General features: G+C 47.2%; 23 protein-coding genes and 1 pseudogene. 8 read left to right on the forward strand and 16 right to left on the reverse strand.

Going from position 1 to position 25,365, the window contains the following annotated elements:
- Positions 1-12: 12 nt before the first annotated feature.
- From fabG to PGW99_RS08890, 4 genes are all read right to left on the reverse strand, one after another.
- The gene (fabG, locus tag PGW99_RS08875; RefSeq protein WP_273777316.1) at positions 13-747 is read right to left on the reverse strand and encodes a 3-oxoacyl-ACP reductase FabG; all 735 of its coding nucleotides are present in this window, start codon (positions 745-747) and stop codon (positions 13-15) included.
- The gene (fabD, locus tag PGW99_RS08880; protein ID WP_273777317.1) at positions 744-1,730 is read right to left on the reverse strand and encodes an ACP S-malonyltransferase; all 987 of its coding nucleotides are present in this window, start codon (positions 1,728-1,730) and stop codon (positions 744-746) included. The genes fabG and fabD overlap by 4 nt, the downstream gene beginning before the upstream one ends.
- A gap of 150 nt (positions 1,731-1,880) precedes the next feature.
- On the reverse strand, positions 1,881-2,066 hold the full coding sequence (gene rpmF, locus PGW99_RS08885) for a 50S ribosomal protein L32 (protein ID WP_000290730.1): 186 nt from the start codon (positions 2,064-2,066) through the stop codon (positions 1,881-1,883).
- A gap of 76 nt (positions 2,067-2,142) precedes the next feature.
- Complete coding sequence (locus PGW99_RS08890) at positions 2,143-2,703, reverse strand: YceD family protein (protein WP_273777318.1); 561 nt, start codon at positions 2,701-2,703, stop codon at positions 2,143-2,145.
- A gap of 97 nt (positions 2,704-2,800) precedes the next feature.
- On the opposite strand from PGW99_RS08890, the gene PGW99_RS08895 reads away from it, so the two are divergent.
- The 5 genes from PGW99_RS08895 to rluB all read left to right on the forward strand — a co-directional run bounded on the left by PGW99_RS08895 (position 2,801) and on the right by rluB (position 6,806).
- Positions 2,801-3,463 carry an elongation factor P hydroxylase gene (locus PGW99_RS08895; RefSeq protein ID WP_273777319.1) on the forward strand — a complete coding sequence of 221 codons (663 nt, stop codon included), beginning with the start codon at positions 2,801-2,803 and terminating at the stop codon, positions 3,461-3,463.
- Between the two features lie 93 nt (positions 3,464-3,556).
- Positions 3,557-4,174 (forward strand): L-threonylcarbamoyladenylate synthase, encoded by a 618-nt coding sequence (locus PGW99_RS08900; RefSeq protein ID WP_273777320.1) that lies wholly within the window; start codon positions 3,557-3,559, stop codon positions 4,172-4,174.
- Between the two features lie 231 nt (positions 4,175-4,405).
- Complete coding sequence (locus PGW99_RS08905) at positions 4,406-5,197, forward strand: segregation and condensation protein A (RefSeq protein ID WP_273777321.1); 792 nt, start codon at positions 4,406-4,408, stop codon at positions 5,195-5,197.
- A complete protein-coding gene (gene scpB / locus PGW99_RS08910) occupies positions 5,194-5,784 on the forward strand; it encodes an SMC-Scp complex subunit ScpB (RefSeq protein WP_273777322.1) in 591 nt (196 codons plus the stop codon). Before PGW99_RS08905 ends, scpB begins: the two co-directional genes overlap by 4 nt.
- 41 nt (positions 5,785-5,825) lie before the next feature.
- Entirely contained in the window at positions 5,826-6,806 is a 981-nt protein-coding gene (rluB, locus tag PGW99_RS08915) for a 23S rRNA pseudouridine(2605) synthase RluB (RefSeq protein ID WP_273777323.1), read from the forward strand.
- A gap of 51 nt (positions 6,807-6,857) precedes the next feature.
- Here the strand turns inward: rluB and bioD are convergent, their stop codons facing one another.
- The 6 genes from bioD to ftn form a co-directional block, all read right to left on the reverse strand.
- Complete coding sequence (gene bioD, locus PGW99_RS08920; RefSeq protein WP_273777324.1) at positions 6,858-7,511, reverse strand: dethiobiotin synthase; 654 nt, start codon at positions 7,509-7,511, stop codon at positions 6,858-6,860.
- Positions 7,508-8,275: a malonyl-ACP O-methyltransferase BioC gene (gene bioC / locus PGW99_RS08925; protein WP_273777325.1), complete on the reverse strand. Its 768-nt coding sequence runs from the start codon at positions 8,273-8,275 to the stop codon at positions 7,508-7,510. Before bioC ends, bioD begins: the two co-directional genes overlap by 4 nt.
- Positions 8,272-9,429, reverse strand: coding sequence for an 8-amino-7-oxononanoate synthase (locus PGW99_RS08930; protein ID WP_273777326.1), 1,158 nt, complete (start codon positions 9,427-9,429; stop codon positions 8,272-8,274). The genes bioC and PGW99_RS08930 overlap by 4 nt, the downstream gene beginning before the upstream one ends.
- On the reverse strand, positions 9,416-10,711 hold the full coding sequence (gene bioA, locus PGW99_RS08935) for an adenosylmethionine--8-amino-7-oxononanoate transaminase (protein ID WP_273777327.1): 1,296 nt from the start codon (positions 10,709-10,711) through the stop codon (positions 9,416-9,418). Before bioA ends, PGW99_RS08930 begins: the two co-directional genes overlap by 14 nt.
- Before the next feature lie 96 nt (positions 10,712-10,807).
- A complete protein-coding gene (locus PGW99_RS08940; RefSeq protein ID WP_273777328.1) occupies positions 10,808-11,533 on the reverse strand; it encodes an alpha/beta fold hydrolase in 726 nt (241 codons plus the stop codon).
- Positions 11,534-11,648: 115 nt separating this feature from the next.
- The gene (ftn, locus tag PGW99_RS08945) at positions 11,649-12,113 is read right to left on the reverse strand and encodes a heteropolymeric bacterioferritin subunit Ftn (protein ID WP_273777329.1); all 465 of its coding nucleotides are present in this window, start codon (positions 12,111-12,113) and stop codon (positions 11,649-11,651) included.
- 524 nt (positions 12,114-12,637) lie between these two features.
- Between ftn and otsB the strand changes: the two genes are divergently transcribed.
- Together otsB and PGW99_RS08955 are read left to right on the forward strand one after the other, a co-directional pair.
- A complete protein-coding gene (otsB, locus tag PGW99_RS08950; protein WP_273777330.1) occupies positions 12,638-13,483 on the forward strand; it encodes a trehalose-phosphatase in 846 nt (281 codons plus the stop codon).
- A complete protein-coding gene (locus PGW99_RS08955) occupies positions 13,471-14,880 on the forward strand; it encodes an alpha,alpha-trehalose-phosphate synthase (UDP-forming) (protein ID WP_273777331.1) in 1,410 nt (469 codons plus the stop codon). Before otsB ends, PGW99_RS08955 begins: the two co-directional genes overlap by 13 nt.
- 52 nt (positions 14,881-14,932) lie before the next feature.
- Here PGW99_RS08955 and PGW99_RS08960 read toward each other — a convergent pair whose 3' ends face one another.
- The 6 genes and pseudogenes from PGW99_RS08960 to PGW99_RS08985 form a co-directional block, all read right to left on the reverse strand.
- Positions 14,933-16,126, reverse strand: a complete 1,194-nt coding sequence (locus tag PGW99_RS08960) for an MFS transporter (RefSeq protein ID WP_273777332.1) — start codon at positions 16,124-16,126, stop codon at positions 14,933-14,935.
- Positions 16,127-16,392: 266 nt separating this feature from the next.
- The gene (ligA, locus tag PGW99_RS08965) at positions 16,393-18,423 is read right to left on the reverse strand and encodes an NAD-dependent DNA ligase LigA (protein ID WP_443098191.1); all 2,031 of its coding nucleotides are present in this window, start codon (positions 18,421-18,423) and stop codon (positions 16,393-16,395) included.
- Positions 18,424-18,506: 83 nt separating this feature from the next.
- Positions 18,507-19,457 carry a cell division protein ZipA C-terminal FtsZ-binding domain-containing protein gene (locus PGW99_RS08970; protein ID WP_273777333.1) on the reverse strand — a complete coding sequence of 317 codons (951 nt, stop codon included), beginning with the start codon at positions 19,455-19,457 and terminating at the stop codon, positions 18,507-18,509.
- 4 nt (positions 19,458-19,461) lie between these two features.
- Positions 19,462-22,914 (reverse strand): chromosome segregation protein SMC, encoded by a 3,453-nt coding sequence (gene smc / locus PGW99_RS08975; protein ID WP_273779490.1) that lies wholly within the window; start codon positions 22,912-22,914, stop codon positions 19,462-19,464.
- 10 nt (positions 22,915-22,924) lie between these two features.
- A pseudogene (locus PGW99_RS08980) lies at positions 22,925-23,595 on the reverse strand (GntR family transcriptional regulator).
- A 184-nt stretch (positions 23,596-23,779) separates the two neighbouring features.
- Positions 23,780-24,583 carry a sulfite exporter TauE/SafE family protein gene (locus PGW99_RS08985; protein ID WP_273777334.1) on the reverse strand — a complete coding sequence of 268 codons (804 nt, stop codon included), beginning with the start codon at positions 24,581-24,583 and terminating at the stop codon, positions 23,780-23,782.
- Positions 24,584-24,611: 28 nt separating this feature from the next.
- Between PGW99_RS08985 and PGW99_RS08990 the strand changes: the two genes are divergently transcribed.
- Positions 24,612-25,361, forward strand: a complete 750-nt coding sequence (locus PGW99_RS08990; protein WP_273777335.1) for a biotin--[acetyl-CoA-carboxylase] ligase — start codon at positions 24,612-24,614, stop codon at positions 25,359-25,361.
- The last annotated feature ends 4 nt before the right edge of the window (positions 25,362-25,365 follow it).

A 25,365-nucleotide genomic window follows, 5' to 3' on the forward strand; every position in this document is an offset into this window, starting at 1 on the left:
TATCCGTCGGCCTTAAGCCATGTATAAACCGCCATTTACGTGTAAAACTGTACCGGTGATGTAACTTGCCTTATCACTTGCCAGGAAACTCACGGCATTCGCGATATCTTGTGGATCACCTAAACGTTGAAGTGCCACTTGTTCACTCATTTTTTTACGTAAGTCTTCGCTTAATGCATCTGTCATTTCAGTTGCGATAAAGCCAGGTGCTACGCTGTTCACGGTAATTTGACGGCTACCCATCTCTTTTGCCAATGAACGGCTGAATGCTTCGATACCCGCTTTTGCAGCAGAGTAGTTCGCTTGACCCGGGTTGGCAAAATGCGCAACTACTGAACTGATGTTAATAATGCGGCCAAAGCGTGCACGGGTCATACCTTTTAACACACGCTTAGAAAGACGGTAAACGGCTTTCAAATGGATGTTAAGGATGTCATCCCAGTCATCTTCTGACATACGCAGTAACAAATTATCTTTGGTAATGCCGGCATTGTTTACCAAAACCAAGATTGAGCCGTATTTTTGCTCAATATCAGTGACTAATGCTTCGATCTCGTCGCCATTACGAACATCGAGCACTGCACCCGCACCGTTTTCCCCAAATTTTTCAGTTAATTTCGCAGCGCCAGACTCAGAAGTCGCGGTACCTACGACAAAATAACCATCCTGAATCAGTTGCTGAGCAATGGCAGCACCAATGCCTCGACTTGCGCCTGTTACCAATGCGACTTTGCGTTCTTGTGTCATGCAATTTTCCCTTCTGCCACTAAAACGGCATTTAAGGCATCTTCCATACGACTCTTGCTGTCGATTGGGAATGCTTTTTCAATATTAGGTAAACGCTTCGCAAGATTGGCCAATACGTTACCTGGACCACATTCAACCACATACTGGATCCCCTGATCTTGCAGGTACTGCATGGTATTGGTCCATTGCACGGATTGATACAATTGCGCCGTTAATGCCTGGCGTAATTGCGCCACATCTGTCGCGATTTTTGCGTTGACATTTTGTATTACAGGAAGGCTAGGCATCACAATGGCAGTTTGTTCCAATGCTTCAGCAAATTCTTCCGCTGCAGGTTTCATTAAAGAACAGTGTGATGGAACTGAAACTGGTAGTGCAATCGCTTTACCGGACTGTTCTTTTGCTGCAGCCATAACCGCCTCAACCAGGATCTTGTCACCTGCGATCACAACTTGACCTTGCGCATTGTAGTTCGCAGCTTCAACAGAACCACGACCCTCATTGTTTACTTGCTCGCACAGCTCAATGACTTTTTCATCTGCCAGACCCAAAATGGCTGCCATCGCACCTTGACCTTGTGGTACAGCGCTTTGCATCAATTTGCCACGCAGGTTCACCAACTTAACCGCATCACCTAAGCTCATGGATTCAGCTGCAACCAAGGCACTGTATTCCCCCAAAGAGTGACCTGCCAAGAATTTTGGTGCCAAACCACCTAATTCGAGCCATACGCGCCATAATGCGATGCTGGCTGTTAACAATACAGGCTGAGTATTTTCAGTCTGATCCAGACCTTCACCACTTTGTGCAATGTGCCATAAATCAAAACCGATCGCATCAGAAGCTTCAGCAAACGTGTCACGCACACCACTAAACTGTTCTGCAAGTTCAGCGAGCATGCCGACTTTTTGCGAACCTTGGCCTGGGAACACAAATGCTGTTTTTGTTGCTTGGGCCACTTGCTCGAGTCGTTTAGCAGACATATAAAAATCCTTTATTTTCGTCTTCGCTCATTTATGGAGCGGAAATTTAACATTTAATAAGGCGATTAGTAATTGCGAAATACAACAAAAAAAGGGAGCGAAACGCTCCCATTTTTTCCACTAAGCTTTAAGCTTAATGCGTATCAACAATTATTCAGCATCAGCTGCTTTAGCGAATAATTGACGACCACGGTAGAAACCATCTTTAGTTACGTGGTGACGACGATGAGTTTCACCAGTAGCTTGGTCTACAGTTAATGCATTCTCGGTTAAAGCGTCATGTGAACGGCGCATGTCACGGCGAGAGCGACTTTTACGGTTTTGCTGAACGGCCATGATGGCTCCTTACAAAAATCGAAAACAATGGATCAGAACAAATTCAGATGTCTTAACTCTACAAGTATAACATGTTTTACGAGTTAAGTTTACCCTTCAAACTTGCCAAAACGTCAAACGGATTATCCCGTTTTTCTTCGACAATGTCCTGAATGGCAGGCTGATGCTTCAGTTCACAAGCGTCATGCTTAGGTGAAAGTGGCAACAGCAATAACAGTTCATCTTCTAGCAGTGCGAGCAAATCTATGGTCGACGGCGTGAGATAATCTCCTTTCGTCGTAGACTCGCTTTCACCTAAAACGATGAAATCAGCATCCTCATCCAAGCGCTCTATCAGTGACTCGTCATCGACAAGCGCAAGATGAAAGTCTGAAACGAGAGGAACTTCAACAGGATCCAGACAACGCTGGCATTCCATTGGTACTTTCGTTTCAACGTGACCATCTAACCACACGATTCGATGATAAGCATCCATTGATAGCTTACAGTCTATGTTGATCAATTTATCATCAATTGATCCAACAGCTTCACGAGCAATACGAGCAAAGCGAGACAATGGCAGGGTACCTGACCATGTAAAGCCCTGTTCAGCCCATTTAAACGGCTCAATCTGTGCCGGAAAGGTATTTGCTGACATAATTAAGGCGGCAATTCTACAAATTCATCAGTACTCTGTCAAAGATTAAGATACAATTTTGCACTTATTTAGACAGAACATTTGGGTTTATTTCGTTATGCATCCGTTGCAACCGCAACCAGAAGTCACAACTTCGTCTCTCGTTCGCATCTTGCCAACTTCTGATTCTGGAGCGGGTTTAGAACCGGTGCAACTTTCGGCATGGTCTAGTTTGCAAACAGAAGCAGAGCAAGTTGACTGGCTTATCTTACACTTTAATCACTGGTTTTCCCACCACAATGTCGTTTTAGTCAAAGGCTGTGGTGAACCCGAGTATTTCCCTGCACAGGATGGCCAGCCTGCAAGGATTGAATTTGCTCATGGCTTTTTTAATAGTGCCCTGCATGAAATCAGCCACTGGACGATTGCCGGTGCACAACGCCGCCTGTTACCAGATTTGGGATACTGGTATGCACCCGATGGCCGCAGTCAGGAACAGCAGGCGGAATTCGAAAAAGTCGAGATTAAACCGCAGGCGATTGAATGGCTGTTTGCCCAAGCCTTTGGCCGCAAGTTTAGAGTTTCTTTAGACAATCTCACCGGTGAGGGAGGAAATGGTCGTAGCTTTAAAGACAATGTCTATACACAGCTACAAGCCTACTTTAACGGAACAGCAAAATTACCACGTGATGCTGAACGCTTGATTCAATGTATCTGTTTATGTACACGACAGGGAAAAATGCTACAAGCAGATGAATTTCAGCGCGAGTTACTGGATTAAATCACAGAAAATCAACTTGCTAAAGATTGCATCACACTAAGGCCTGGTTCCATAATAAAACTATAAGCATGTTCAAAAATACCGGAGGCACCGATGCTACATTTGAGAGTACACCCGGATAATCCTCAACCGCGCCTGATCCAACAAGCCGTTGAGCGCATTCGTGCGGGCGATGTGGTGGTCTACCCGACAGATGCAGCGTATGCCATTGGCTGCCAGATTGGGAATAAAAACGCCATGGAGCGTATTGCGCATATCCGTGACTTGGGCCCAAAACACCAGTATGCAATTTTGTGCTGCGACTTATCGGATATTGCCACCTATGCCAAGGTAGACAATGCCATGTACCGTTTGCTGAAAGCGAACACGCCTGCTATTACCACCTTTATTCTGCCGGCAACGAGTGAAGTACCCAAACGTTTGATGCACCCCAAAAAGAAAACCATTGGTCTGCGTATCCCCAGCAATCCGGTTTGCCAAGCCTTATTGAAAGAATTAGGTGAGCCCCTACTGACCAGTACATTAATTCTACCTGGACAGGAAGATCCGCTGGATGACCCTTATGAAATTGAAATGCAGTTAGGCAAACGCATTGATGTGTTTATCGACAGCGGACTTGGCACACTTACCACCACGAGTGTTGTGGACTTATCTGGTGAGTATCCACAAGTGATCCGTCGTGGTGTTGGTGATGTCAGTGCTTTTGAATAAATACGCTACTCAGCCATAGCACCGTATCATCGAAATAAATAACGGGTATTTATTTCGATGTTTTTTTACTTTTCCCTGTATAAGTCATGTTTTCAAACCGGCTTTTCGGTTACAATAAACGCACTCTATCTGTGCTCTTTGGTTCCTTTTCATCTGTGTCACTCTGCACCACAAGATGTGCCAAAGTTGCTTCCAACATGCCTTTGAAAATTCGCGTGGCCTATAACTGTCATGAATCAAGCTATCCAGCCTCTTATGGAACAAGCTCCTCACATCCGTGTTTTGGATGCATGGCAAGAAACCCTGCCGGAGGACTTATACATCCCTCCCGCCGCGTTCGAAATTCTGCTTGAGCATTTTGAAGGCCCGCTTGATTTCCTGATTTACCTGATTCAAAAAAATGGTTTTGACCTGCTGCAACTCGATATTGCACCAATTGCAACGCAATACTTGTCCTATATGGACAGCATGAAGTCGCTGAATATTGAACTCACTGCCGATTACATGGTCATGGCTGCGCTGCTGGCAGATCTCAAATCCCGGCTGCTCCTCCCCAAACCAAGTACGATCCAGCTGGAAAAAGACCCGAAGCAGCAGCTGATTGACCGTCTAGAAACTTATCTGCGTATTAAACAGGCTGCTGAACGTCTGGGACAAATGCCCGTTCTAGATCGCGATATCTTTAGCACCCATGTCCATTTAGGACATAACACGCCGGTGTATGAAGGCTATGATGTCAACAGCCTGCGCGATGCGCTGTTTTGTGTGTTTAACCGTCCGGAACCTGTTGTTCACCAAATCCACCAGGAACCTGTTCTGCTCGAAGAACGTCTGGCATTTATTGAAGACAAAATAGCGTCCGGTGAGGTTTTAAGCTTCGTAGAATTACTGAAACCGAGTCAGGGTAAAATGGGCATGGTTGTGACCTTTATGGCCGTTCTCGAACTCACCCGCCAGCAAAAAATTCGTATTGTGGCGAGTGGCGTAGAAGCACCTCTAGCAATTCAAGGAGCGGCTGCATGAGCATTGACCAGAATGCCGCATTGTCTTTAGGCGATTTACATCATGAAGTATTGATGCAGATTGAGGCGATTGTTTTTGCTAGCGATGCGCCTGTCTCTCTCGCTCGTCTGAAAGAAGCTTTTCAGAACCAATACAACAAACAGCAATTACGTCAGTATTTACAGCAACTTGCAGTATTACAACACGGCCGCTCGATTGAGTTGGTAGAAACCGCACAAGGATTTCGATTCCAAGTACGGGCAAAATATCGTAATGTAATTGCACAAACCTGGCCGGAACGTCCGACCAAACTGTCCCCATCATTACTGGAAACTGTTGCCGTGATCGCTTATCACCAGCCGGTCACTCGCGCAGATATTGAACAAATTCGTGGAGTTTCGAATAATAGTCAAATTCTGAAAACATTATTTGATTGGAACTGGATCAAGGAATCTGGCTTCCGTGAACTCCCGGGAAGACCTGCGTTGTTAATCACAACGCCACAATTTTTAAATGCGTTTGGCCTGACCTCTTTAGGCCAATTGCCTCCCCTGCAGGATGCCAAGGAAGTTTTCATGGCGCTAGATGCACATGCATCCAAGTCGTGAATAGGTGAACTGTTGATGATTATTTCTAAGGTTATGCTGTCATGAGTGAAAAATTGCAAAAGGTATTAGCGCGAATTGGATTGGGTTCTCGCCGCTATATGGAAGAGGTCATTGCCGCAGGTCGCGTTAGTGTCAACGGTCAGATTGCTCAAGTGGGTGAACGGATCGAACCCGGTGATGAACTTCGCATCGATGGCCGTAAAGTTCAGTTCCAGATTGAAGATGAAATTCGTCGTCGTGTGCTGATCTATTACAAACCTGAAGGTGAAATCTGTTCACGTAACGATCCGGAATCACGTCCAACCGTGTTTGATCACCTTCCTCCGATTTCTAATGACCGTTGGGTCATGGTGGGTCGTCTGGATATCAACTCCACTGGTCTTTTACTGTTTACCAATGACGGTGAAATGGCCAACCGCCTGATGCATCCATCGAATGAAATCGAACGCGAATATGCAGTACGTGTGATGGGTGAAGTGACACCACAAATTCGCAACAACATGCTCAATGGCGTAGTACTGGATGATGGCCCGGCCAAGTTTGAGTCTTTCTCTGAAATTGGCGGTGATGGTATTAACCGCTGGTATCAAGTGGTGGTAAAAGAAGGCCGTAACCGCGAAGTCCGTCGTATTTTTGAATCTCAGGGTCTGAAAGTCAGCCGCCTGTTGCGTACCCGTTATGGTACTGTAATTCTACCGCGTGAATTGCGTACCGGTCGCTGGATGGAACTGGATAAAAATGACATTGATGCACTGACCAAACTGGTCGAGCTGAAGCCACGTCAAGGCACAGGTCTGTACGGCATGGCAAAACGCCGTAATGAACGTATGCAAGAAAAACCAATGGCTGCACGCCGTGGTGGTTTTTTACGTCAGCAACGCCGTGACACTGATGAAAATAACCAGAATGGTTATGCTGGCAATCGTGAACGTCGTAATGAGCAGCAAGGTTTTAAGCCGCGTCGTGATGAAAATGCACCACGCAAGCCATTCGGCACCAATAAGACCTTTAAAAAGTTCTGAGTTGAATGCTGTAATAAAAAAGCCGCGAATTGCGGCTTTTTTATGCCAAGTTTATTCGGCTACTGCCAACACGGGAATATCGATCCATTGTGCCTCTGGAAAATGACGAGCCACATAATTGTGCAAATACTGACGCGTGTCGTCCGAGATCAATTTGTCTTGTGATTCATCTTTCAGGTTATAGGCCAAAGCATGCAATTTCAAACCACGGGCCAGCATGGCTTCCAGACTCAGTAAGGTATGGTTAATACTCCCCAAACGTCCTGAACTGACCAGAATCACAGGAAAATCATACTGGGCAATATAATCAATCATCAGCATGTCTTGTGTAAGCGGCACCATCAAACCGCCAGCACCTTCCAGCAACACTGCATCATAACGTTGGGCCAACTGCTCTGTCGCGGCGCTGATTTTGCTAAAGTCAATCTCACGACCATCAATCTGGCTGGCCAAATGCGGTGAAGCCGGATAACTAAAGATCTCAGGCATGGTCAATTTTTCCTGGTCTTCCACAAACCAGCCCATTCCCATCACCTGGCGGTGAACTTCAATATCCTCAGACACATCGATATTGCCCGTTTGCACCAGTTTTTGCGTAATGGTGCGCAGCCCCTGCTGATTCCATAATTTGGCCAAATAGCCGGTGGTATAGGTTTTGCCAATTCCGGTATCAATTCCACTGACAAAATATAACTGCGCACTCATACACGTCTCCGGGCAATACAATAAATCGGATGATAAGTCAGTGGATACAACACCTCTCCCTGATCACCGGTAGTACTGAATTGCTGATAACCTCGATAAAACTGTTGCAGACTCTGTTTAGTCCAGCGATAGCTGCGGTTGGTTGCCGTCACACCCGTCGCCTTGAGATGCTGCAATACCGCTTGTGGTTGAGCAAAATACAGCTGCTGTCGCTGTTGCTCTAGGTACAGAATTTCAAAACCGGCTGCCTGTAGCTTTTCACGCAACTGTTCCAGAGTGAAATAATGCAAACCCTGTCCCGTCAACTGCTTGATTTGCAGTAAATTTTCCGGTCCAAAGCTAGAAAAACACAAAGCTCCTTGCGGCAGCAAACTGGCATAACAATGACGGAACACCGCATCCAGATCAGCCATCCACTGCAAAGCCGAAGTGGAAACAATCGCATCCAGCGCATCAGGCCAGCGGATTTGCTCAATGTCACCGAGATACCACTGTACGGATGAAAGGTCCTGGAAATGCAGTTGTACCTGTGAATAGAGATCATTCAAGTACAAATGAGGAAGGCTGCGTTGGTTCAGCAGTTGCCGGGTGAGGTATCCGGAACCGCAACCCATTTCAAATACCTTCGACCAAGACTCGGGACAAAACACGGCAATCTGCTCTGCCAGATGCTGGGCAATTTTCTGCTGTACGACAGCCTGGCGCTGATAACTCTGCCCGGCACGCGCAAAACGTTGCGCGATGTTGTGTTTATCCAAAATCACAGGCAAGTAACCAAAGCTTCTAGGTCATGTGGCTGGATCAAGGCGGTTAAACAGATCCTTAAACGGGCGCTATTTTGTGGCACAGTCGGTGGACGTACAGGCATGACGTAAAAGCCCTGTTGCTGTACCTGTTTGGCATAGTCCACGGCTTTTTGGCTATCCCCAATAATCACCGGTACGATGTGAGAACTGGCCGGACAGGCAAATCCCTTATGCTGAATGGATTGAATTAACTGTTGGCTGAGTTGGGCCAGATGCTGACGTTTTTCTGGCATGTGCTGCATCTGCTGAAAAATAAAATTGCCCCAGGCCATCGATAAAGGCGGCTGTGCGGTACTAAAAATCAGCGGGCGCATTTTATTAACCAAATAATCACGGATGACTGGCGCTGAAATCAGATAGCCACCGACCGAAGCCAATGCTTTACCAAAGGTGCCCACCAGAAAATCAATCTGATCCATCACCTGATATTGTTCAGCACAGCCCAGTCCACGCTCGCCACGTACCCCGATAGCATGCGCTTCATCGACATATAACATCACTTTACTATAGCGCTGTTTGAGCTGAGCCAGCTGAGCCAGATCAGTTTCGTCACCATCCATACTAAAAATACTTTCAGTCGCCACGATAATACGGTCAAAACTGTCATCATCCTGATAGCGCTGTAATAACTGTTCCAGATGTACCAAATCGTTGTGACGGTAACGTACATATTTGGCTGCAGATAAACGAATCCCATCAATAATGCTGGCATGCACCAACTTATCAGCCAAAATCAGGGTTCTAGCATCCGCCAACGCTGGCAAGATGCCGATATTCATGTGATAGCCACTGTTAAACAATAATGCGGCGCGCCCCTGAAATGCCTGGCTGAGCTGTTGCTCGAACGCCTCATATTCCGGGAAATTACCGGTCAGCAAACGAGATGAAGATGAGGTGAGACGGCGCTGTTCCACAGGCAACTGATCAAAAAACTGCTCACGTAACTGGAGGTCTGCTGCCAGTCCTAAATAGTCATTGGATGACAGATTCAGCATGTCTTGCCCGGCAATCCGGATCTGCTTGCCGGCCTGTTGGTGCGGCGTAAACTGACGGAAATTCCCCTGCTGTTTCAGCTGATCAAGCTGCTCTGCATAATGATCAAGCAGACTCATGGATGACTTCTCCTTGCATATCTTTTACCACCGCCACGAGCTGCTGCAGCAGCTTGTCCAGCTCAGCTGATGTAATCACATAGGGTGGCATCACATAGACCAGTTTGCCAAATGGGCGCACCCAGATTCCACGCGCGACAAATTGCTGTTGCAACGTTTTCATCTCTACGGGAACCGTGAGTTCCACTACCCCAATTGCCCCCAAAATGCGGACATCCGCCACATGTGGCAGTTGAGCCAAGGCGGTTAGGCCTTGCTGTAACTGTTGTTGAATGCGTTGAATATTGGCTTGCCAGTTTTGTGACACTAACAATTGCGTGCTTTTCAATGCCACTGTACAGGCCAGTGGATTGGCCATAAAGGTCGGGCCGTGCATAAACACACCGGCTTCGCCCTGACTGATGGTTTCGGCCACATGTTGTGTTGTCAAGGTTGCGGACAGGGTCATGTATCCCCCGGTGAGTCCCTTGCCGATACACATAATATCTGGCTCAACCTGGGCATGCTCCCAGGCAAACAGTTTACCGGTACGACCAAAACCGGTAGCAATCTCATCAAAGATCAACAGAATATTGTATTTTTCGCAGAGCCGTTTGGCCTGACGCAAATATTCAGGATGATAAAAACGCATCCCGCCTGCACCTTGCACAATCGGCTCAATAATCAGCGCTGCGATACTGTCATGATGTTGGGCTAGAGTTTGTTCCAGCTCCAGAATATCCTGAGCATTCCAATCACCATGAAACGGGCTTTGCGGTGCAGGCACAAAAAACCGGTTCGGTAGGCTTGAGCCAAAAATCTGGTGCATGCCAGTCACAGGATCACATACTGACATAGCATTCCAGGTATCACCATGATAGCCGGAACGTGTGGTGATGAAATTACTCTTCTGACTGAAACCCCGTGCAGCCCAGTATTGCACCGCCATTTTCAGGGCAACTTCAACCGCTACAGAGCCAGAATCGGCATAGAATATTTTGTCTAAACTGGGCGGGGTAATTTCCAGGAGTAGTTTGCCGAGTTCAATTGCAGGATCATGCGTCAAGCCACCAAACATGATATGTGCCATGTTGTCTAACTGGTCACGTACTGCCTGATTCAGCTCAGGATGGTTATAGCCATGAATCGCACACCACCATGAGGACATGCCATCAATTAAAGTAGTGCCATCCTCCAGTTCAATTGTCGCACCATACGCCTTTTTTACCTTAAAGGTCGGCAAAGGATTCAGCATCGATGTATAGGGATGCCATAGATGGTTCTGGTCAAATAGATCGGTCATCCTTAACCCACACGCTGCTTTTCAAGACATTTATTCATGCCATACATCTTAAACTTGCAGGATAGGAAAAGAAATTGCCAGAAACTCCAAGCCATATCAATTTTTCTGCCAATCTGCACAAAAAGCCAAAATTTGCTGTACTGTCCAGTCAGTTTCAAAGCAGGGAAAACTGTGTGCAGCCTGTTTAAGAACTTTTACCTGCAGATTTTTTGCAGGCAATTTCTGCATTTTCGCGACGATCTGGTGAGGAACCAGTGCATCCTGCTCGGCATATAAATGAAGTTGAGCACCCTGATAATGTTCGAGTTTTTCCACCAGATTTAACTGAGCCAACAGTTCAAGCCCATCCTGTAACAGTTGATGATCGGGTTGATCCTGTAATTGTTGCAGCATTTTCTGCTGTTCTTTAGCACTAGCACTGCCCATAGCGACTAGGGCAATAAAACGCTTCAGGGTTTGTGCCGGTAAGCGCCGGAAGGATTCCTGAAAGGTTTGAAAGGTCTCTTTGGGCATCGCACAATGCCAATGCGAATGGGCCACAAAAGAAGGGTTGCTGGCCAGAGTAATCAGTGGCTTAGCCTCCCCATGCTGTTGATAGATGGCATCGGCCAAAAGCATGGCCAACTCGCCCCCCAACGACCACCCCATAAGCACATCGGCACCGCGCGCTTTCTCGATATATTGTGCGAGAACTTCAGCCTTTTGTGCAGGAAAAATATCGATCAGCTCAACCTGAATATCATGTTGTTCCAGTGCCTGTTTTAAGGGATGTAACACAGCCGTTCCCATTCCCCAACCGGTGATCAACAAGATATTTAGCATGTGCTCTCTTCCTTTCTTGCGGCGCATTTTTATTGGGACTATACGCTGTTTTTTGCTAAAACGCAGCCGTAAAAAAGCCCAATACAAGATTGGGCCTGAATTGCAAAAAACTGGATTAAATCTGGGACTGAATATAGTTTTGTAATCCGATTAACTCAATGAGACGCAACTGTTTTTCCAGCCAATAGGTATGATCTTCTTCCGTATCAGATAACTGTTGTTTCAGCATATCACGACTGATGTAATCGCCTTTTTCTTCACATAAGCGAATACCGGTGACCAGTTTTTCACGCACGTGATATTCGAGTGCCAAATCAGCATTCAAACAGCTCACAACATCGGTACCGACTTTAATGTTTTCACGCTTCATATTGGGTGTACCACCCAAAAACAGCACACGGCGGATGATCGCATCAGCATGGGAAGCTTCTTCCTGCATCTCATGATCAATACGTTCAAAAATTTTAGTGAGACCCCAATCTTCATACAGGCGTGAGTGAATCAGGTATTGATCCCGGGCTGCCAGCTCGCCACCGATCAACATATTTAAATAGTCTATGACCTCTGGATTGCCACGCATAAGCTCATCTCCAAACTGTTTTGCTCTTTATTATGAGTAAGTTCAAGCACAAATGCAAAATTAAAATTATGTAAGTTTATGATTTTTATAAAATTAAAATGAGAAACATACGCATTTAGATCGGCAACAAGCTTTTAATCATTTGTTTTTGCATATTATTTTACTCAGGATTTTTTTGTAGCTAATTTATCAGGATGACATCGTGTTACACAAACCCATCAAGAATGTGGAAGAAATATAGCATTCGGTCGCAGCCGCCATATAAATGTAAGTAAATTTTAAATCGGTTACACAACTTAACCTGATCCAATTTCTATTCAATCATGTTTAATTCCTTCATTTTCCAAGCATATTTTAAAAAGCTGACACTCACATCCCGAGTTCCTCAAGCAGGATGTTATGAATATGAACCGACTATGTAAGGCTAGTTAATATTGTGTAGGCGAAATACTAAATTCTGACCTGAGCACATTTTCTAATGCTAAAAGAAATCAACAGCTTTAGAAAATGATCAGGACAATTTTATGGCTAGCCCGCTGGATGATACGTTTTTAGCGCCAAACTGTTCTCATCCTCTCGATCTGATTGACACCCTAAACTTTACTACTCAGACCTATTGCCTGTTTTTAGACCTTGATGGCACCTTGGCTGCTTTCCAAGATAATCCGCAACACAGTTTTATTCCACCGGCAACGTTACAGCTCTTACGACATTGTATCGAACTGGCTACCCCGGTGATTGCGGTGACCGGACGTGATCTCAGGACAGCCGAGAAACTCTTGGCCTCATTACCCATTCCAATTGCCGGTTTACATGGTGTAGACATCAAAATTGATGCCCAAAAATTACTGCGTCCGGATTTAAGCGCTATCAATTTTGACCGGCTGAAACAACAGATCAGCAAGGCTTGTGTGCCCTACCCTGATTTACTCATCGAAGATAAAGGCCATGCCATAGCGCTGCATTACCGACAGTGTCCTGCATTGGCAGCAATTGCCGAACAAATCATGCGTGAGCTTCAACCCGAATATCCACAACTGAAACTGCATCAGGGCAAATGTGTGGTGGAGTTACTACCGCTTCAAGCGAGTAAGGGTTATGCCATTAAAACCTTGATGCAGCATTTACAGCTAGAAGAATACTTACCCATTTTTATTGGCGATGACCGTACGGATGAACCTGGCTTTGCGGTGGTTAATGCCTTGCAAGGGATCAGTATCAAAGTAGGTTCCGGCGCAACCGAAGCGCATCATCGCCTGCAGGACATCAGCGCAGTCGCACAATTTCTCGAATTATTCGTACAACAATTAAAAGCGCGTGTTTGCTCAAAGAATCGCGCCAGTGAGGGAGAACAAGCATGTCTAAATTAATCGTCTTATCCAATCGGGTCAGCTTACCTAACCCGGAAAAACAAGCCGCGGGTGGTTTGGCTGTCGCATTACAGGATGCTTTACAGGAAAGCGGTGGCATCTGGCTGGGCTGGAATGGAGAGAAAATCAGTCATGACCAGTCACCTGAATTTAACGAACTGGTGCAGGGTCAGGTACAGTATCTCACCTGTCCCCTCACCGAACAGCAATATCAGGGCTATTACTGTGGTTTTGCCAACCATACTCTGTGGCCGGCCATGCATGAACGTCGGGATTTAATTGAATACCAGCACGAAGAGTTTGAGATCTATCAACAGGTTAACCGTCTATTTGCAGAAAAATTGCAACAAATTGCCGCTGTGGACGATATGATCTGGGTACATGACTACCACTTTCTGAGTGTGGCACATTACTGTCGCGAGCTGGGCATGCCAAACAAAATCGGCTTCTTTTTGCATATCCCCTTTGCGCCACTCAGCATCTGGTCAGCGATTCCGAGTGCACAAAAACTGATTGAGGATCTCTGCTGTTATGATGTGATTGGCTTACAAACTGAACAAGACGAAAGCCGTTGCCAACAGGTTCTCAGCAGTTATTTAAAAACCGCCACGATCCAGCAATTACTGTTCAGTGAACAAATTCATGTTAAAACCATCAAATGCTATCCGATCGGGGTAGATCCTGAAAAACTGCAGCATGTGGCCGAGCAGCAAGTTGAGCAGCCACAAGATATCTTTGACCCAGCTCTGTTGCAACAGCAAAAAACGATTATAGGGGTAGATCGAATTGATTATTCCAAAGGTCTCTTAGAACGCTTTCAGGCCTTTGCCGGTTTTCTGGAACAATACCCCGAGTATCGGAAACGCGTGACAGAATTACAGGTCGCTTGTCCCTGCCGAATGGAAATTCCGGTCTATCACCAACTGTATGATCAACTGACGGAAACTGTCAGCCAGATCAACAGTGAACTGGGACAGGACTATTGGCACCCAATTGAATGTACCCATCAAACCATCCAACATGAAAAATTGATGGGATTGTACCGTCTGAGTGATATTTGCTGGATCAACTCCTTGCGTGACGGCATGAATTTGGTCGCAAAGGAATATATTGCTGCACAAAATCCAGAGGATCCTGGCGTGCTGATCCTGTCAAAATATACCGGAGCAGCAGAACAAATGTCGCAGGCACTGATTGTCGATCCGCAAGATCCAAACAACATGATCCAGACCTTGAAAAAGGCACTGGAACTGTCCAAAAAAGAACGTATACGCCGTTATGAACAGTTAATGCAGGGTCTGAAAGCATTTGATATTCATGACTGGCGAAACAGTTTTTTACGCGATTTAAATCAGGCAGCGGCATTACCCCATCTGTTTATTCCACATGCCAGTTAACCCATTCCAATAAAAAACCGGTCAATTAACCGGTTTTTTTCATCATTAGTTGTTAAGCATGATCTACCTGGGTGAATTTATTCAGCAATGCAATCACCAAGAGTAACAGAGCAATCAGGCTGAACATAAACATCAGACTGGTCAACTCACCAATCATACCAATCAATGCTGGCCCCATAAGTGAACCACTATAAGCCATGGTAGAAACACAAGATAAAGCAGCGGCTTTACCCATCAAATTCTGTCGTCCAACCCGTGAAAACATCACAGGAACAATATTCGAACAACCAAGCCCTACTAATGCATAGCCCAATAACACCACCATCCAGTGCGGTGCAGTGACCACCACCAATAGTCCAACCGCAGCACAGATAGCGCTATAGCTGACAATTTTTTGCTCACCCAACAGTTGTAACAGATGGCGTCCGGAAAAACGCCCCAAGGTCATGGTGATGGCAAAAAAGGTATAGGCTAATCCAGCGAAAGCCGTGCTGACCTGATACTGGCTGGTGAGATAAATACCACTCCAGTCCATCGCAGCGCCCTCGGACAAAAAGGCAATAAAACACATCATGCCGATCAGTAGAATCGTCATTGGCGGCAGACCACGTGCGGGTTTGGCCTGCTGGCTCCGAACATTTTCCGGCTCTTTTTCGATACGACTCAAACAGCCTGGCAATGCTATAACAGCGATGAGTAACAGCAGACCACTGATCAGTAACGTCGCCAATAGCGGTGAGATTCCTGCGGCCAGCAATCCGGTCATCAACATCACTCCAGACAGCCCCCCCAAGCTGCACATGCCATGAAAGCCCGACATGGATGGACGTGCACTGTTCTTTTCAACAATCACTGCCTGCAAATTCAGCGCGACACCAAAACTGCCGGCTGCAGTACCAAACAGGAATAAAGCCACGGCCATAGGCACTGGGGAAGACAGGACGGCCAGACTTGGCAAAAGCGTCAGTAAAATCAAGACAGCCAGACCAATCATGAAGCGGCTACCCAAACGCTGCACCAAGGCTCCGGTTGCCGGCATCGCCAGCATTGAACCAATCCCCATACACAACAGCAATAAACCCAAATCAGCATGATTGAAATGCAAACGACTTTGCGCATAAGGAATCAGAGGTGCCCAGGCAGCCGTAGCAAATCCCAAACTAAAAAAATTCAAACGGGTCGCCAGCCGTTGCGTACCGATTTGTGCGGTTTGATCGACTAGCGTTGTTTTAGAAGAGAAGATCATGGCTGCCACCATCTTGACTTTGCCTCAGCGACTGAAGCAGAAAATTTCCATAGAAAAACCCCTACTGTCCTGCAGCCTCAAATAGCTACATCCCAGCAAGGGTTGATGGCGAAATTATACGCAATTACAAACTTAATACATCAATCAGTTCACAAATTTTTAGACTTTTTTGTAACCACGAAAGCCTTATGGAATAAGGCTTTGAAGCTTATAAAGTTTATTGAAAAGTGAAGAAATTATGTAAGACTCGGGTAACAGGAATTACATTAAAGTTCTTGACCATAAGTTTTCATCAACTCGATAAACTGATTTTCATCGAGTACGGGAATATTCAGTTTTTCAGCTTTTTCCAGTTTGGATCCCGCCTTTTCACCCGCGACCACACATTTGGTTTTACTGGATACACTACCACTAACACGTGCCCCTAAAGCCTGTAGCATTTGCGTTGCCTGATCCCGGGTCATGAGCGCTAAAGTTCCGGTCAATACCCAGCTTTCACCATTAAGGGGCTGGCGGCTCGGTGCCGTTGGCGCATCCCAGTGAATCCCGGCAGCCAGCAGACGTTCGATCACTTCCAGGTTATGCGGTGCCTGGAAGAAGTCGACAATCCACTCCGCCGTAATATCCCCCACATCGGGGGTTTTTTTCAAAGCATCAATATCCGCCTGCTGTAAGGCTTCAAAGGTCTGGAAGGTATTGGCCAACATGCGTGCCGTGGTTTCCCCGACACCGCGTATTCCGAGCGCATAGATAAAACGTGCCAGCGTGGTTTTTTTACTGTTCTCAATGGCATCGATCAGGTTCTGAACCGATTTCTCTCCCATCTTTTCGATGCCGAGCAAAGTCTGGCGATGCTCATGCAAATGATAGATATCTGCAACATTATTCAGCAAGTTAAGGTTGAGTAATGATTCCACCCAACGATCACCCAACCCTTCAATATCTAACGCCTTGCGCGATACAAAATGGCGAATAGCTTCAATACGCTGTGCCGCACAGTACAAACCGCCGGAGCAGCGCGCCAATGCCTCACCTTCAGGCATCACCACCGGAGAAGCACAAACCGGACATTCAGCCGGCAAATGGACCACCTGTGCATCATCTGGACGGAACTCTGGCCAGATTTTTTCCACTTTGGGGATCACATCACCGGTACGGTAAACACTGACCGTATCGCCCACGCGCACATCCAGACGATGGATTTCACCGATGTTGTGCAAGGTCACATTGGACACTGTAACCCCACCGACAAATACCGGATTGAGACGTGCAACTGGTGTTAACACACCGGTACGCCCAACTTGCCAGTCAATCTGTTCAACAATGGTCAAGGCTGCAACAGCCGGAAATTTGTAGGCGGTGGCCCAACGTGGCTCTCGGCTTAAGTAACCGAGCTGCTGTTGTTGTTTCAGGCTGTCGACCTTAATCACCATGCCATCAATTTCAACCTGCAGATTTGGCCGTTCCTGATGAATCTGCTCATACAACCGCTGCACTTCAACAATCGAAGGACACAGGAACTGGCGCTCCGCAATCTCGAAACCAAGTTGGGATAGCCACTGCAAACTTTCATGCATGGACTGTAAACCATTCGAAGGTTCACATTGTGCAATGCCATAGGCATAAAAGGCCAATGGGCGTGCAGCAGCAATCGCAGGATCAAGCTGGCGCAAACTTCCTGCAGCGGCATTACGCGGATTGGCAAAGGTTTTTTCACCTTTGGCCTGCTGATCCGCATTCAGCTTTTCAAAACCGGACTTTGGCATCAGTACTTCGCCACGTACTTCCAGTAAACGCGGGATTTCGATGTCAGTCGAAGTCAGCACTTTCGGCAAGTTACGGATGGTTTTGACATTCTGGGTAATGTCTTCTCCGGTTTCTCCGTCACCACGGGTTACCCCACGCACCAGCACACCATTTTCATACCACAAGGAAATGGCCAGCCCATCGAGTTTCAGCTCGACATCATAAGTCACCTCTTGCCCTGGCAGCCGTTCTTCTACGCGGCGGGCAAAAGCAAACAGTTCATCCTGATTAAAGACATTGCCCAATGACAGCATCGGTACGGCATGGGTCACACTTTCAAATTTCGACAGCGCTTTACCCCCAACTTTATGCGTTGGCGTATCGGCTTGGATTAGTGCTGGATATTGCTGTTCCAGAGCTTTCAACTGCTGAAACAGGGCATCATATTCGTGATCGGAAATAACAGGCTGATCCATGACATAGTAAGCGTGATTGTGCTTGGCAATCAGTTGAATCAGTTGGCGCATTTGCGCGACCACAGCGGATGTCATGATAGTGTTCCCCATACAAAAGGGCGGATAATCCGCCCTCAATTTGACTGCCCAGCATTATATAAGAAGATGCTGTGAACTGTTTAAACGTTTTCCTGAGCTGGTCGATAATCAATCACTTGATGACGCCAGTGTTCTTTCAGCTGTGGCGTGAATTCCAGATTATTCTCATCATACACCTTGCCCTCAATTTCACGGGCAATCAGACCGGCAATGCTGGCCATCATATCAAAACCGGTTTGTGCATGCGGGTTTGGTAACGCTAGAAAGAATGCCAAGCCTTGTACCTGTTCGGTCGACAGGGTTTCCAAATCAAAACCAGCCGGGCCTTCATCAGTAATACGCAAGACCGAGAACATTAGCGGGCTTGGCTCATTCGTTTCCAGATAACGATGGAAACAGGACATCTCGCCATAACGCAGGCCATATTTCATCAAGACTTTCAGCGTCTTATCACCCGATAAAGCACGACGTGGGTTCGGATAGACATTCAGCGCGATAATGTACTGGGCATTGGCCAAAGCGCTTTCATCATCCTGGCGTTGTTGTTCATGCAAATGCACATCCAGAATACTGCTATCACCATCAAAGTCAGAGATTTGTGCTGTTTCCAACTCGGGATTGAGGCTAAGTTCCGGCTCAACTTTTTCGCTCGCGCTTTTTTTCACCGCTACATCTGGTTCTTGATCTACAGCATCTGCTTTGGCTGGTTCAGTCTCTGGGGTATAGCCTTCGACGGTTGCTGTAGAAGACGGAGCAACTGGCGTTTCAGTCTGAACAGAGGCAGGTGGAGCAGCTTCTTCTGTTTGTTTGGTTTCGCTGAGTACCGGTTCAATGTGGTTCTCCGGCTGCTCGGCAACCGGCAGCTGATCACGCACATGACGCGGAATCACCGGCTGGTTACTGTCAGGATCAACGTATAATTCAGAATCAAGCGAAGGGGCGGCATCATTCGGCTTTTTCAGTATCATCCTCAGACCCAGCAGAATGATGATCACTGCGATCACAATGCCAATGATGGTGTTGATTTCCATTTTTTTATGCCTCCACGACTAAACCGTATTCTTTTGCCTGTTCCAAATTTACAGTGACTAATTTTGATGTTCCCGGTTCAGGCATGGTAACACCCAATAAATCGGTTGCCATCGTCATTGCAAGTTTATTATGTGTAATGTAAATGAATTGTACCTGTTCAGAAAGTTCTTTTACCAAATTACAAAACCGTTGTACGTTGGCATCATCCAGTGGAGCATCCACCTCATCCAGTACACAGAACGGTGCCGGATTCAGCCGAAAAATAGCAAACACCAAGGCCAGTGCAGTCAATGCTTTTTCTCCACCTGACAGTAAGGCCAGGGAACTGTTACGTTTGCCTGGAGGACGGGCCATGAGTTTTACCCCGGATTGCCAATCATCTTCTAGTGTCAGGCTGGCTTCTCCGCCATTAAAAACTTTCGGGAACAGCTGTTGTAGTTCGGCATTCACCTGCTCAAACGTTGACATAAACAGCTTACGGGTTTCCTGATCAATACTTTTCATGGCCTGTCTCAGCTGCTCAACCGTATTTTCCAGATCCTGAATCTGATGGTTCAACTCGTCATAACGCTGAGCAACTTCTTCATATTCCTGCGATGCGGCCAAGTTCACCGCACCGAGTTTTGCGAACTGTTGCTGGGCTTTTTCCAGTTGTTGCTGATGCTGGACCAGATCAATCTTGCAGTCTGGCAGAATTTCACTTTCGAGTGCCTGCAGCTGTTCGCGATAATGTGCCAGATCTGATTTGCTGGCTTGCCAAGCCAGACGCTGCTGTTCGAGTTTTTCACGCAGCTGTTCATCCTGCTGCTGATATTGGTGGCGCTGTTCGGTCAGCTGTTGCTGTTTTTCCTGCACGCTGTTCAGTTCAAGCTGCCATTCCTTCCAGTGTTTTTGCAATTTTTCGGTTTGCTGGTACTGCTCGGAAAACTCACCTTGCAAGGTAGGTAATTCCAGCTGAATCGGGTCAACAAATTTTTTCGCCTGCTCCATTTGCAGCAAAATCTGTTGTTGCTGGGCGTGCAGAAAAGACTGGTCTTTTTCCAGCAATTCAATCTGCTGTTGGATCTGACTGAGCTGACGGCGCTGCAGTTCGACATTCTGTTGCAGTTGCTGGTAATCCCGCTGTTCGGACTCAGCCTGTTCACTGAGCTCGTCAACCTGATACTGCAGGGCTTTATAATCTGGCAGTTGCTGTTCCAATTTTAAAGCGACTGCATGCAGATCAATCTCCAGATCATCACGTTGCATGGCATCTTCTTCGTACTGCACATCCAACTGTTGCAACTGTTCGATCAGCTGACGTTTTTGCACGCTAAAGGCTTCGGCACTGGCCTGCCATTTCACGATTTGCATTTCGAGCTGCTGTACAGCCTGCTGTTGCTGTTGCAAGCGGGCCTGCTGGGTAGTGAATGTCTGCTGAGCTGCTTTAATTTTCTCAGCATAGTCGGGGAGGCCTTGCTCAGCCTGTTGCCATTGCGGTTGCTGCTCGGTCAGCGCCTGCTCGATTTCCTGCAGGCGGATGCGGTGGCTGAGAGCACCCTGCCCAGCTTGGCTATTTTCATCATAAAGCAAGCCAATCACCCAATCCGGCCCCACCTGATAACCATCCAAGGTTAAAATGGACTGGCCAGCCTGTAGCTGATTTTGCCAGGTCAAAGCGTGTTGCAAAGTGTCTGCCACCCCAATCTGCTGCCACAGTGAATGGGTAGGTTCAGCAATCCAATCCGCTAGACAGGCCAAATGACCCAGTTGCAGCCTTTGTTCAGTCATGCCAGGTTTTAACTGGCGTGCGACTTGCGGCTGAAAAGGCATTTCAATATTTAGCACCTGTGCCGCCAGCCATTGTGCCAATAGTTTTTCAATCAGCGCTGCATGCGGTTTGGCTACCTCTTGCAGTTTCAACACCTGTATCAGTTGTGTGGCCTGCTGTTGCTGTTGTGGACTGCTCTTCACCACTAAACGCTGCAGATTTTTCTGTTCAGATTGCAGTACCTGAACAGCAGCTTTCAGATCGGCACAGCGTGCTTTCTGCTGGGCATAGTCTGCCTGTAATTGTTCTAACTGTTGCTTATCCTGCTGTAGCGTCTGTTCGAGTTGTTGCACTTGCTGGGTCAACTGTAGCTTTTCATCCATCCACTGCTGCAGTTCTTCCGGCTGGTATTGCTGTTCGAGCTGACTGCTTTGCTGTTGTAAGGTCTGCTTTTGTTGTTCCAAGCGCTGCATATTTTTACTGAGCTGTTCGATCTGAGCCTGCATCTGCAGTTTCTGCTGCTGATACTTTTCAACCTGAGCCTTGATCTGCTCGAATTGCTGCACTGTCTGCTGCTTTTGCACATTCAGTATCTTCAACTGCTGTTCACGTTGTTCACGCTGCTGTTCCTGATCTTGCACTTGCTCGGCCAATACTTCCTGCTGCTGTAGCAGTGTTTCAAGCTGTAGATCAATCAGTTGGCGCCGCTCTTTGCTTTGGGCTTTTTGTTGTTCCAGTTGTGCTAGCGTTCCAGTGTTCTGCTGCAGCAAAGACTGTTTCTGCTCCAGACTCATTTTCAGTTCAGCCAGCTTTTTCTCGGCTTGCTGCCACTCGCTTTGTAAGGGGGTGGATTGCTGAATCAAACGCTGAAATAGCGCATTGGTCGCGGCCAAGTCATGCTCAACGGTATTCAGCTCGGAACGAACCAATTTGAACTGCTCACCGCTTTCTGTCATTTGCAGGGTATATTCCTGCTGTAAACGCTGGCTCTGCGTGCATTGAAAGGACAGAATTTCAATTTTAAAGCTGCGAATCTGCTGCTCAAGCTGTTTGTAATGCAGTGCTGTTTCTGATTGACGTTTCAGGGTTTTCAGCTGCGACTTCAGTTCCTGGGCAATATCTTCCAGACGCGCCAGATTCTGCGTGGTATGTTCCAAATGCTGCAGGGTTTCACGGCGACGTGCCTGATAGCGCGATACGCCAGCAGCCTCTTCAATAAATACTCGTAATTCTTCAGGTTTGGCATCCACCAGACGGTTAATCATGCCCTGCTCAATAATTGCATACGAGCGTGGCCCAAGACCGGTCCCCAGAAAAATGTCGGTAATATCACGACGGCGGCAGCGTGTCCCGTTCAGGAAATATTCAGACCTACCATCCCGATTGACCTGCCGGCGTACTGCCAGCTCGGTATAAGCATTATAGGCACCCCCCAATTGACCATAGGTATTTTCAAAACGCAGTTCAACACTGGCCATGCCAACCGGCTTGCGTTTGGCTGTCCCAGTAAAAATGACATCCTGCATGCTGCCACCGCGCAGCTGCCGTGCGCTGGACTCACCCATCACCCAACGGATGGCATCAATGACATTCGATTTACCACAACCATTCGGGCCAACGACAGCGGTCCGGTTATCACGGAAATGTAAAGTCGTACTGTCCGCAAAGGATTTGAAGCCCGAAAGTTTTAAACTGCTTAAACGCATAGTGTCCAGATCATTGGCGCGCACAACGCGCCCAAGCCAATTCAATTTGTTTCATTCGTGTCAGGGAGTCCAACACGAGGTTACGCAAGTGTCGGCAAAAATCCTGCATAAATAAAGTGGCTTGAGCGGTTTTTCGGATCAAAATTGCATCAATTACCTGCTGGAACAGATGAAATGATCGTTGCAAGTCACGCCGTGCCCTGTTCAGGGTCAAAAAATAACTACGGCGTAGGGAGGGTAACAATTGCTGATAAAACTGCATCATGTACGGATTATCAATCAGCTGAGCCTGCTGCTGTAGATACTGAAAAATCGCATCGTAGAAAAATTCACTTTGGCCGGCCTGCACATACTGCTGCAATTGCAGCCGAAGCTGCTGTAGATCTGGCACATGCACAGGACTATAGCCCTCACTCAACCTTTGCACCATATAACCGAGCACAAGAGCACTACTGTCAAACAGCAGATGCACCTGCTGCAGTGACATTTCCGACACCATCGCACCGCGGCGCGGATAAATCTGGATCAGATGGGTACGTTCCAAGAGCAGCAAGGCTTCCCGTACCGAACCCCGACTGACGTTCAGCGCTTGCGCAATCCGCAGTTCTGGAATGCGTTCACCTTCCAGCAATTCACCGTCATGATCTGTTCACTGATCTGCTGGGCAATCTGTTCGGACAGACTTGCTACGTCTTGAAATTACATCACTACTCCGCTCAATTCGATGTGCTATGAACTATTTCAGTATTAGCGTGAGAAAAGGTGTTGTAGCTGATTTCAGAGTGGGTGAGCTATGTCTTTGTCACATCAGTTTTGTGTGTTTTTGGTCAATGTGCTGGCACATTGCGCACCAGCACTACCCTCATTATCGAGTCAAACCTTGGTAGACCAGATAACTGCCCACGGTCAGCAGCAAACCTGCAAAACATCTTTTCAACATAACGGGTGATAAAGCATGTGCAACTTTTGCACCAAATTTCGCCGTAATAAAGCTCATCACGCTAATGCCGATAAAGGCATAAATATGCACATAGCCAATCACATTCGGCACATTAATTGGCTCATTGGAACCAAACCACATGAAGCCAATTGCACCAGCGACCGCGATTGGCAAACCGCACGCTGCTGAAGTGGCCACGGCATTTTGCATAACCACGCCATGACGGTTCAGATACGGCACTGTCAGGCTACCGCCACCAATACCAAAAATCGCAGAAGCAATACCGATTCCACCTCCCGCCAGGGTTTGCATAGGTGCAGAGGGTAAATGACGGCTCGTGTCTACAGCCGCTTTGGCGCCACTAAACATCCGATAAGCCATCCAGACGGCAAATGTTCCAATGACCAACTGCAGCTGTTGCCCACCCATCCGGTCGGCAATCCCTGCGCCAATAAACGAACCAATGACCAGACCAGGAGCCAGATTGCGAAACACCGTCCACATAACAGCGCCACGTTTATGGTGAGCCAAGACTGAACTGATCGAGGTGACGATAATCGTCGCGAGTGAAGTCCCCACGGCCATATGCATCAGCACGGAAGGATCGTAATTCAACTGGGTAAAAACGATATACAGAATAGGGACAATGATCAGGCCACCACCAACGCCAAACAAGCCTGCGGCAAAACCAGCGATTGCACCAATCAGTAAATATATGATTAACTCCATAAATATTTTCCACTATTCTCAGATTCAAATGGATTTAGAGACCCGCCAGCTTCGACAATTACTGAGTGAGCAGCATCAGCTTCCTGAAGTCTTATTACTCAAACAAACCACCACCTCCACCAATGATGATGTACGGGCGTTTGCACAAAAAGGAATCACATCTGTACTCGTCTCAAGTGCCCAGCAGACTCAGGGACGAGGACAGCGACAACGACAATGGGTGTCACCGGAAGGGAATATTTATTTAAGCACATTGCTGTCCTTAGGAACACCCATAGACGGACGCCTCGCATTGGAAATTGCCTTAAATATTCTACAAATGCCGAGTCTGCGGCCCCTCAACTTGCAAGTGAAATGGCCAAATGACCTGTACAGTCCACAAGGCAAATGGGGTGGCATCCTGATTGAACCACTCTCCCCGCAGCAGGTGATTGTCGGTGTCGGAATCAATACTGCCCCGATGTCAGATCATCAACTGGATCAGCAAGTCAGCTCACTGACTGAACTTGGACTGTTGCAGCCCAACCGGGTAAAACTGATTGCCGAACTATATCTGGCGATTCAGCAGGCCGGTCAATGGTTTAATCATGGCTGCCCGAATCTGGCACAACGTTTCAATCATCATGCCAGCTTTATGGGAGATAGCGTAGAATTTGAACACCATCACGGCCTCAGCACCGGCATTTTCCGTGGGATTGCGGATGATGGTGCGGTACAACTCGAAACCACAAACGGAATTGAACTGTTTTATCAGGGTCGCCTCCGCCGGCTAGCCTGAACTG

The organism is Acinetobacter sp. GSS19 (assembly GCF_028621895.1).
GTDB lineage: Bacteria > Pseudomonadota > Gammaproteobacteria > Pseudomonadales > Moraxellaceae > Acinetobacter.

Coding starts and splice junctions, on each gene's coding strand:
- fabG (WP_273777316.1), bottom strand. CDS start 747: ATGACACAAGAACGCAAAGTCGCATTGGTAACAGGCGCAAGTCGAGGC.
- fabD (WP_273777317.1), bottom strand. CDS start 1,730: ATGTCTGCTAAACGACTCGAGCAAGTGGCCCAAGCAACAAAAACAGCA.
- rpmF (WP_000290730.1), bottom strand. CDS start 2,066: ATGGCCGTTCAGCAAAACCGTAAAAGTCGCTCTCGCCGTGACATGCGC.
- PGW99_RS08890 (WP_273777318.1), bottom strand. CDS start 2,703: ATGTCAGCAAATACCTTTCCGGCACAGATTGAGCCGTTTAAATGGGCT.
- PGW99_RS08895 (WP_273777319.1), top strand. CDS start 2,801: ATGCATCCGTTGCAACCGCAACCAGAAGTCACAACTTCGTCTCTCGTT.
- PGW99_RS08900 (WP_273777320.1), top strand. CDS start 3,557: ATGCTACATTTGAGAGTACACCCGGATAATCCTCAACCGCGCCTGATC.
- PGW99_RS08905 (WP_273777321.1), top strand. CDS start 4,406: ATGAATCAAGCTATCCAGCCTCTTATGGAACAAGCTCCTCACATCCGT.
- scpB (WP_273777322.1), top strand. CDS start 5,194: ATGAGCATTGACCAGAATGCCGCATTGTCTTTAGGCGATTTACATCAT.
- rluB (WP_273777323.1), top strand. CDS start 5,826: ATGAGTGAAAAATTGCAAAAGGTATTAGCGCGAATTGGATTGGGTTCT.
- bioD (WP_273777324.1), bottom strand. CDS start 7,511: ATGAGTGCGCAGTTATATTTTGTCAGTGGAATTGATACCGGAATTGGC.
- PGW99_RS08930 (WP_273777326.1), bottom strand. CDS start 9,429: ATGAGTCTGCTTGATCATTATGCAGAGCAGCTTGATCAGCTGAAACAG.
- bioA (WP_273777327.1), bottom strand. CDS start 10,711: ATGACCGATCTATTTGACCAGAACCATCTATGGCATCCCTATACATCG.
- PGW99_RS08940 (WP_273777328.1), bottom strand. CDS start 11,533: ATGCTAAATATCTTGTTGATCACCGGTTGGGGAATGGGAACGGCTGTG.
- ftn (WP_273777329.1), bottom strand. CDS start 12,113: ATGCGTGGCAATCCAGAGGTCATAGACTATTTAAATATGTTGATCGGT.
- otsB (WP_273777330.1), top strand. CDS start 12,638: ATGGCTAGCCCGCTGGATGATACGTTTTTAGCGCCAAACTGTTCTCAT.
- PGW99_RS08955 (WP_273777331.1), top strand. CDS start 13,471: ATGTCTAAATTAATCGTCTTATCCAATCGGGTCAGCTTACCTAACCCG.
- PGW99_RS08960 (WP_273777332.1), bottom strand. CDS start 16,126: ATGATCTTCTCTTCTAAAACAACGCTAGTCGATCAAACCGCACAAATC.
- ligA (WP_443098191.1), bottom strand. CDS start 18,423: ATGACATCCGCTGTGGTCGCGCAAATGCGCCAACTGATTCAACTGATT.
- PGW99_RS08970 (WP_273777333.1), bottom strand. CDS start 19,457: ATGGAAATCAACACCATCATTGGCATTGTGATCGCAGTGATCATCATT.
- smc (WP_273779490.1), bottom strand. CDS start 22,914: ATGCGTTTAAGCAGTTTAAAACTTTCGGGCTTCAAATCCTTTGCGGAC.
- PGW99_RS08985 (WP_273777334.1), bottom strand. CDS start 24,583: ATGGAGTTAATCATATATTTACTGATTGGTGCAATCGCTGGTTTTGCC.
- PGW99_RS08990 (WP_273777335.1), top strand. CDS start 24,612: ATGGATTTAGAGACCCGCCAGCTTCGACAATTACTGAGTGAGCAGCAT.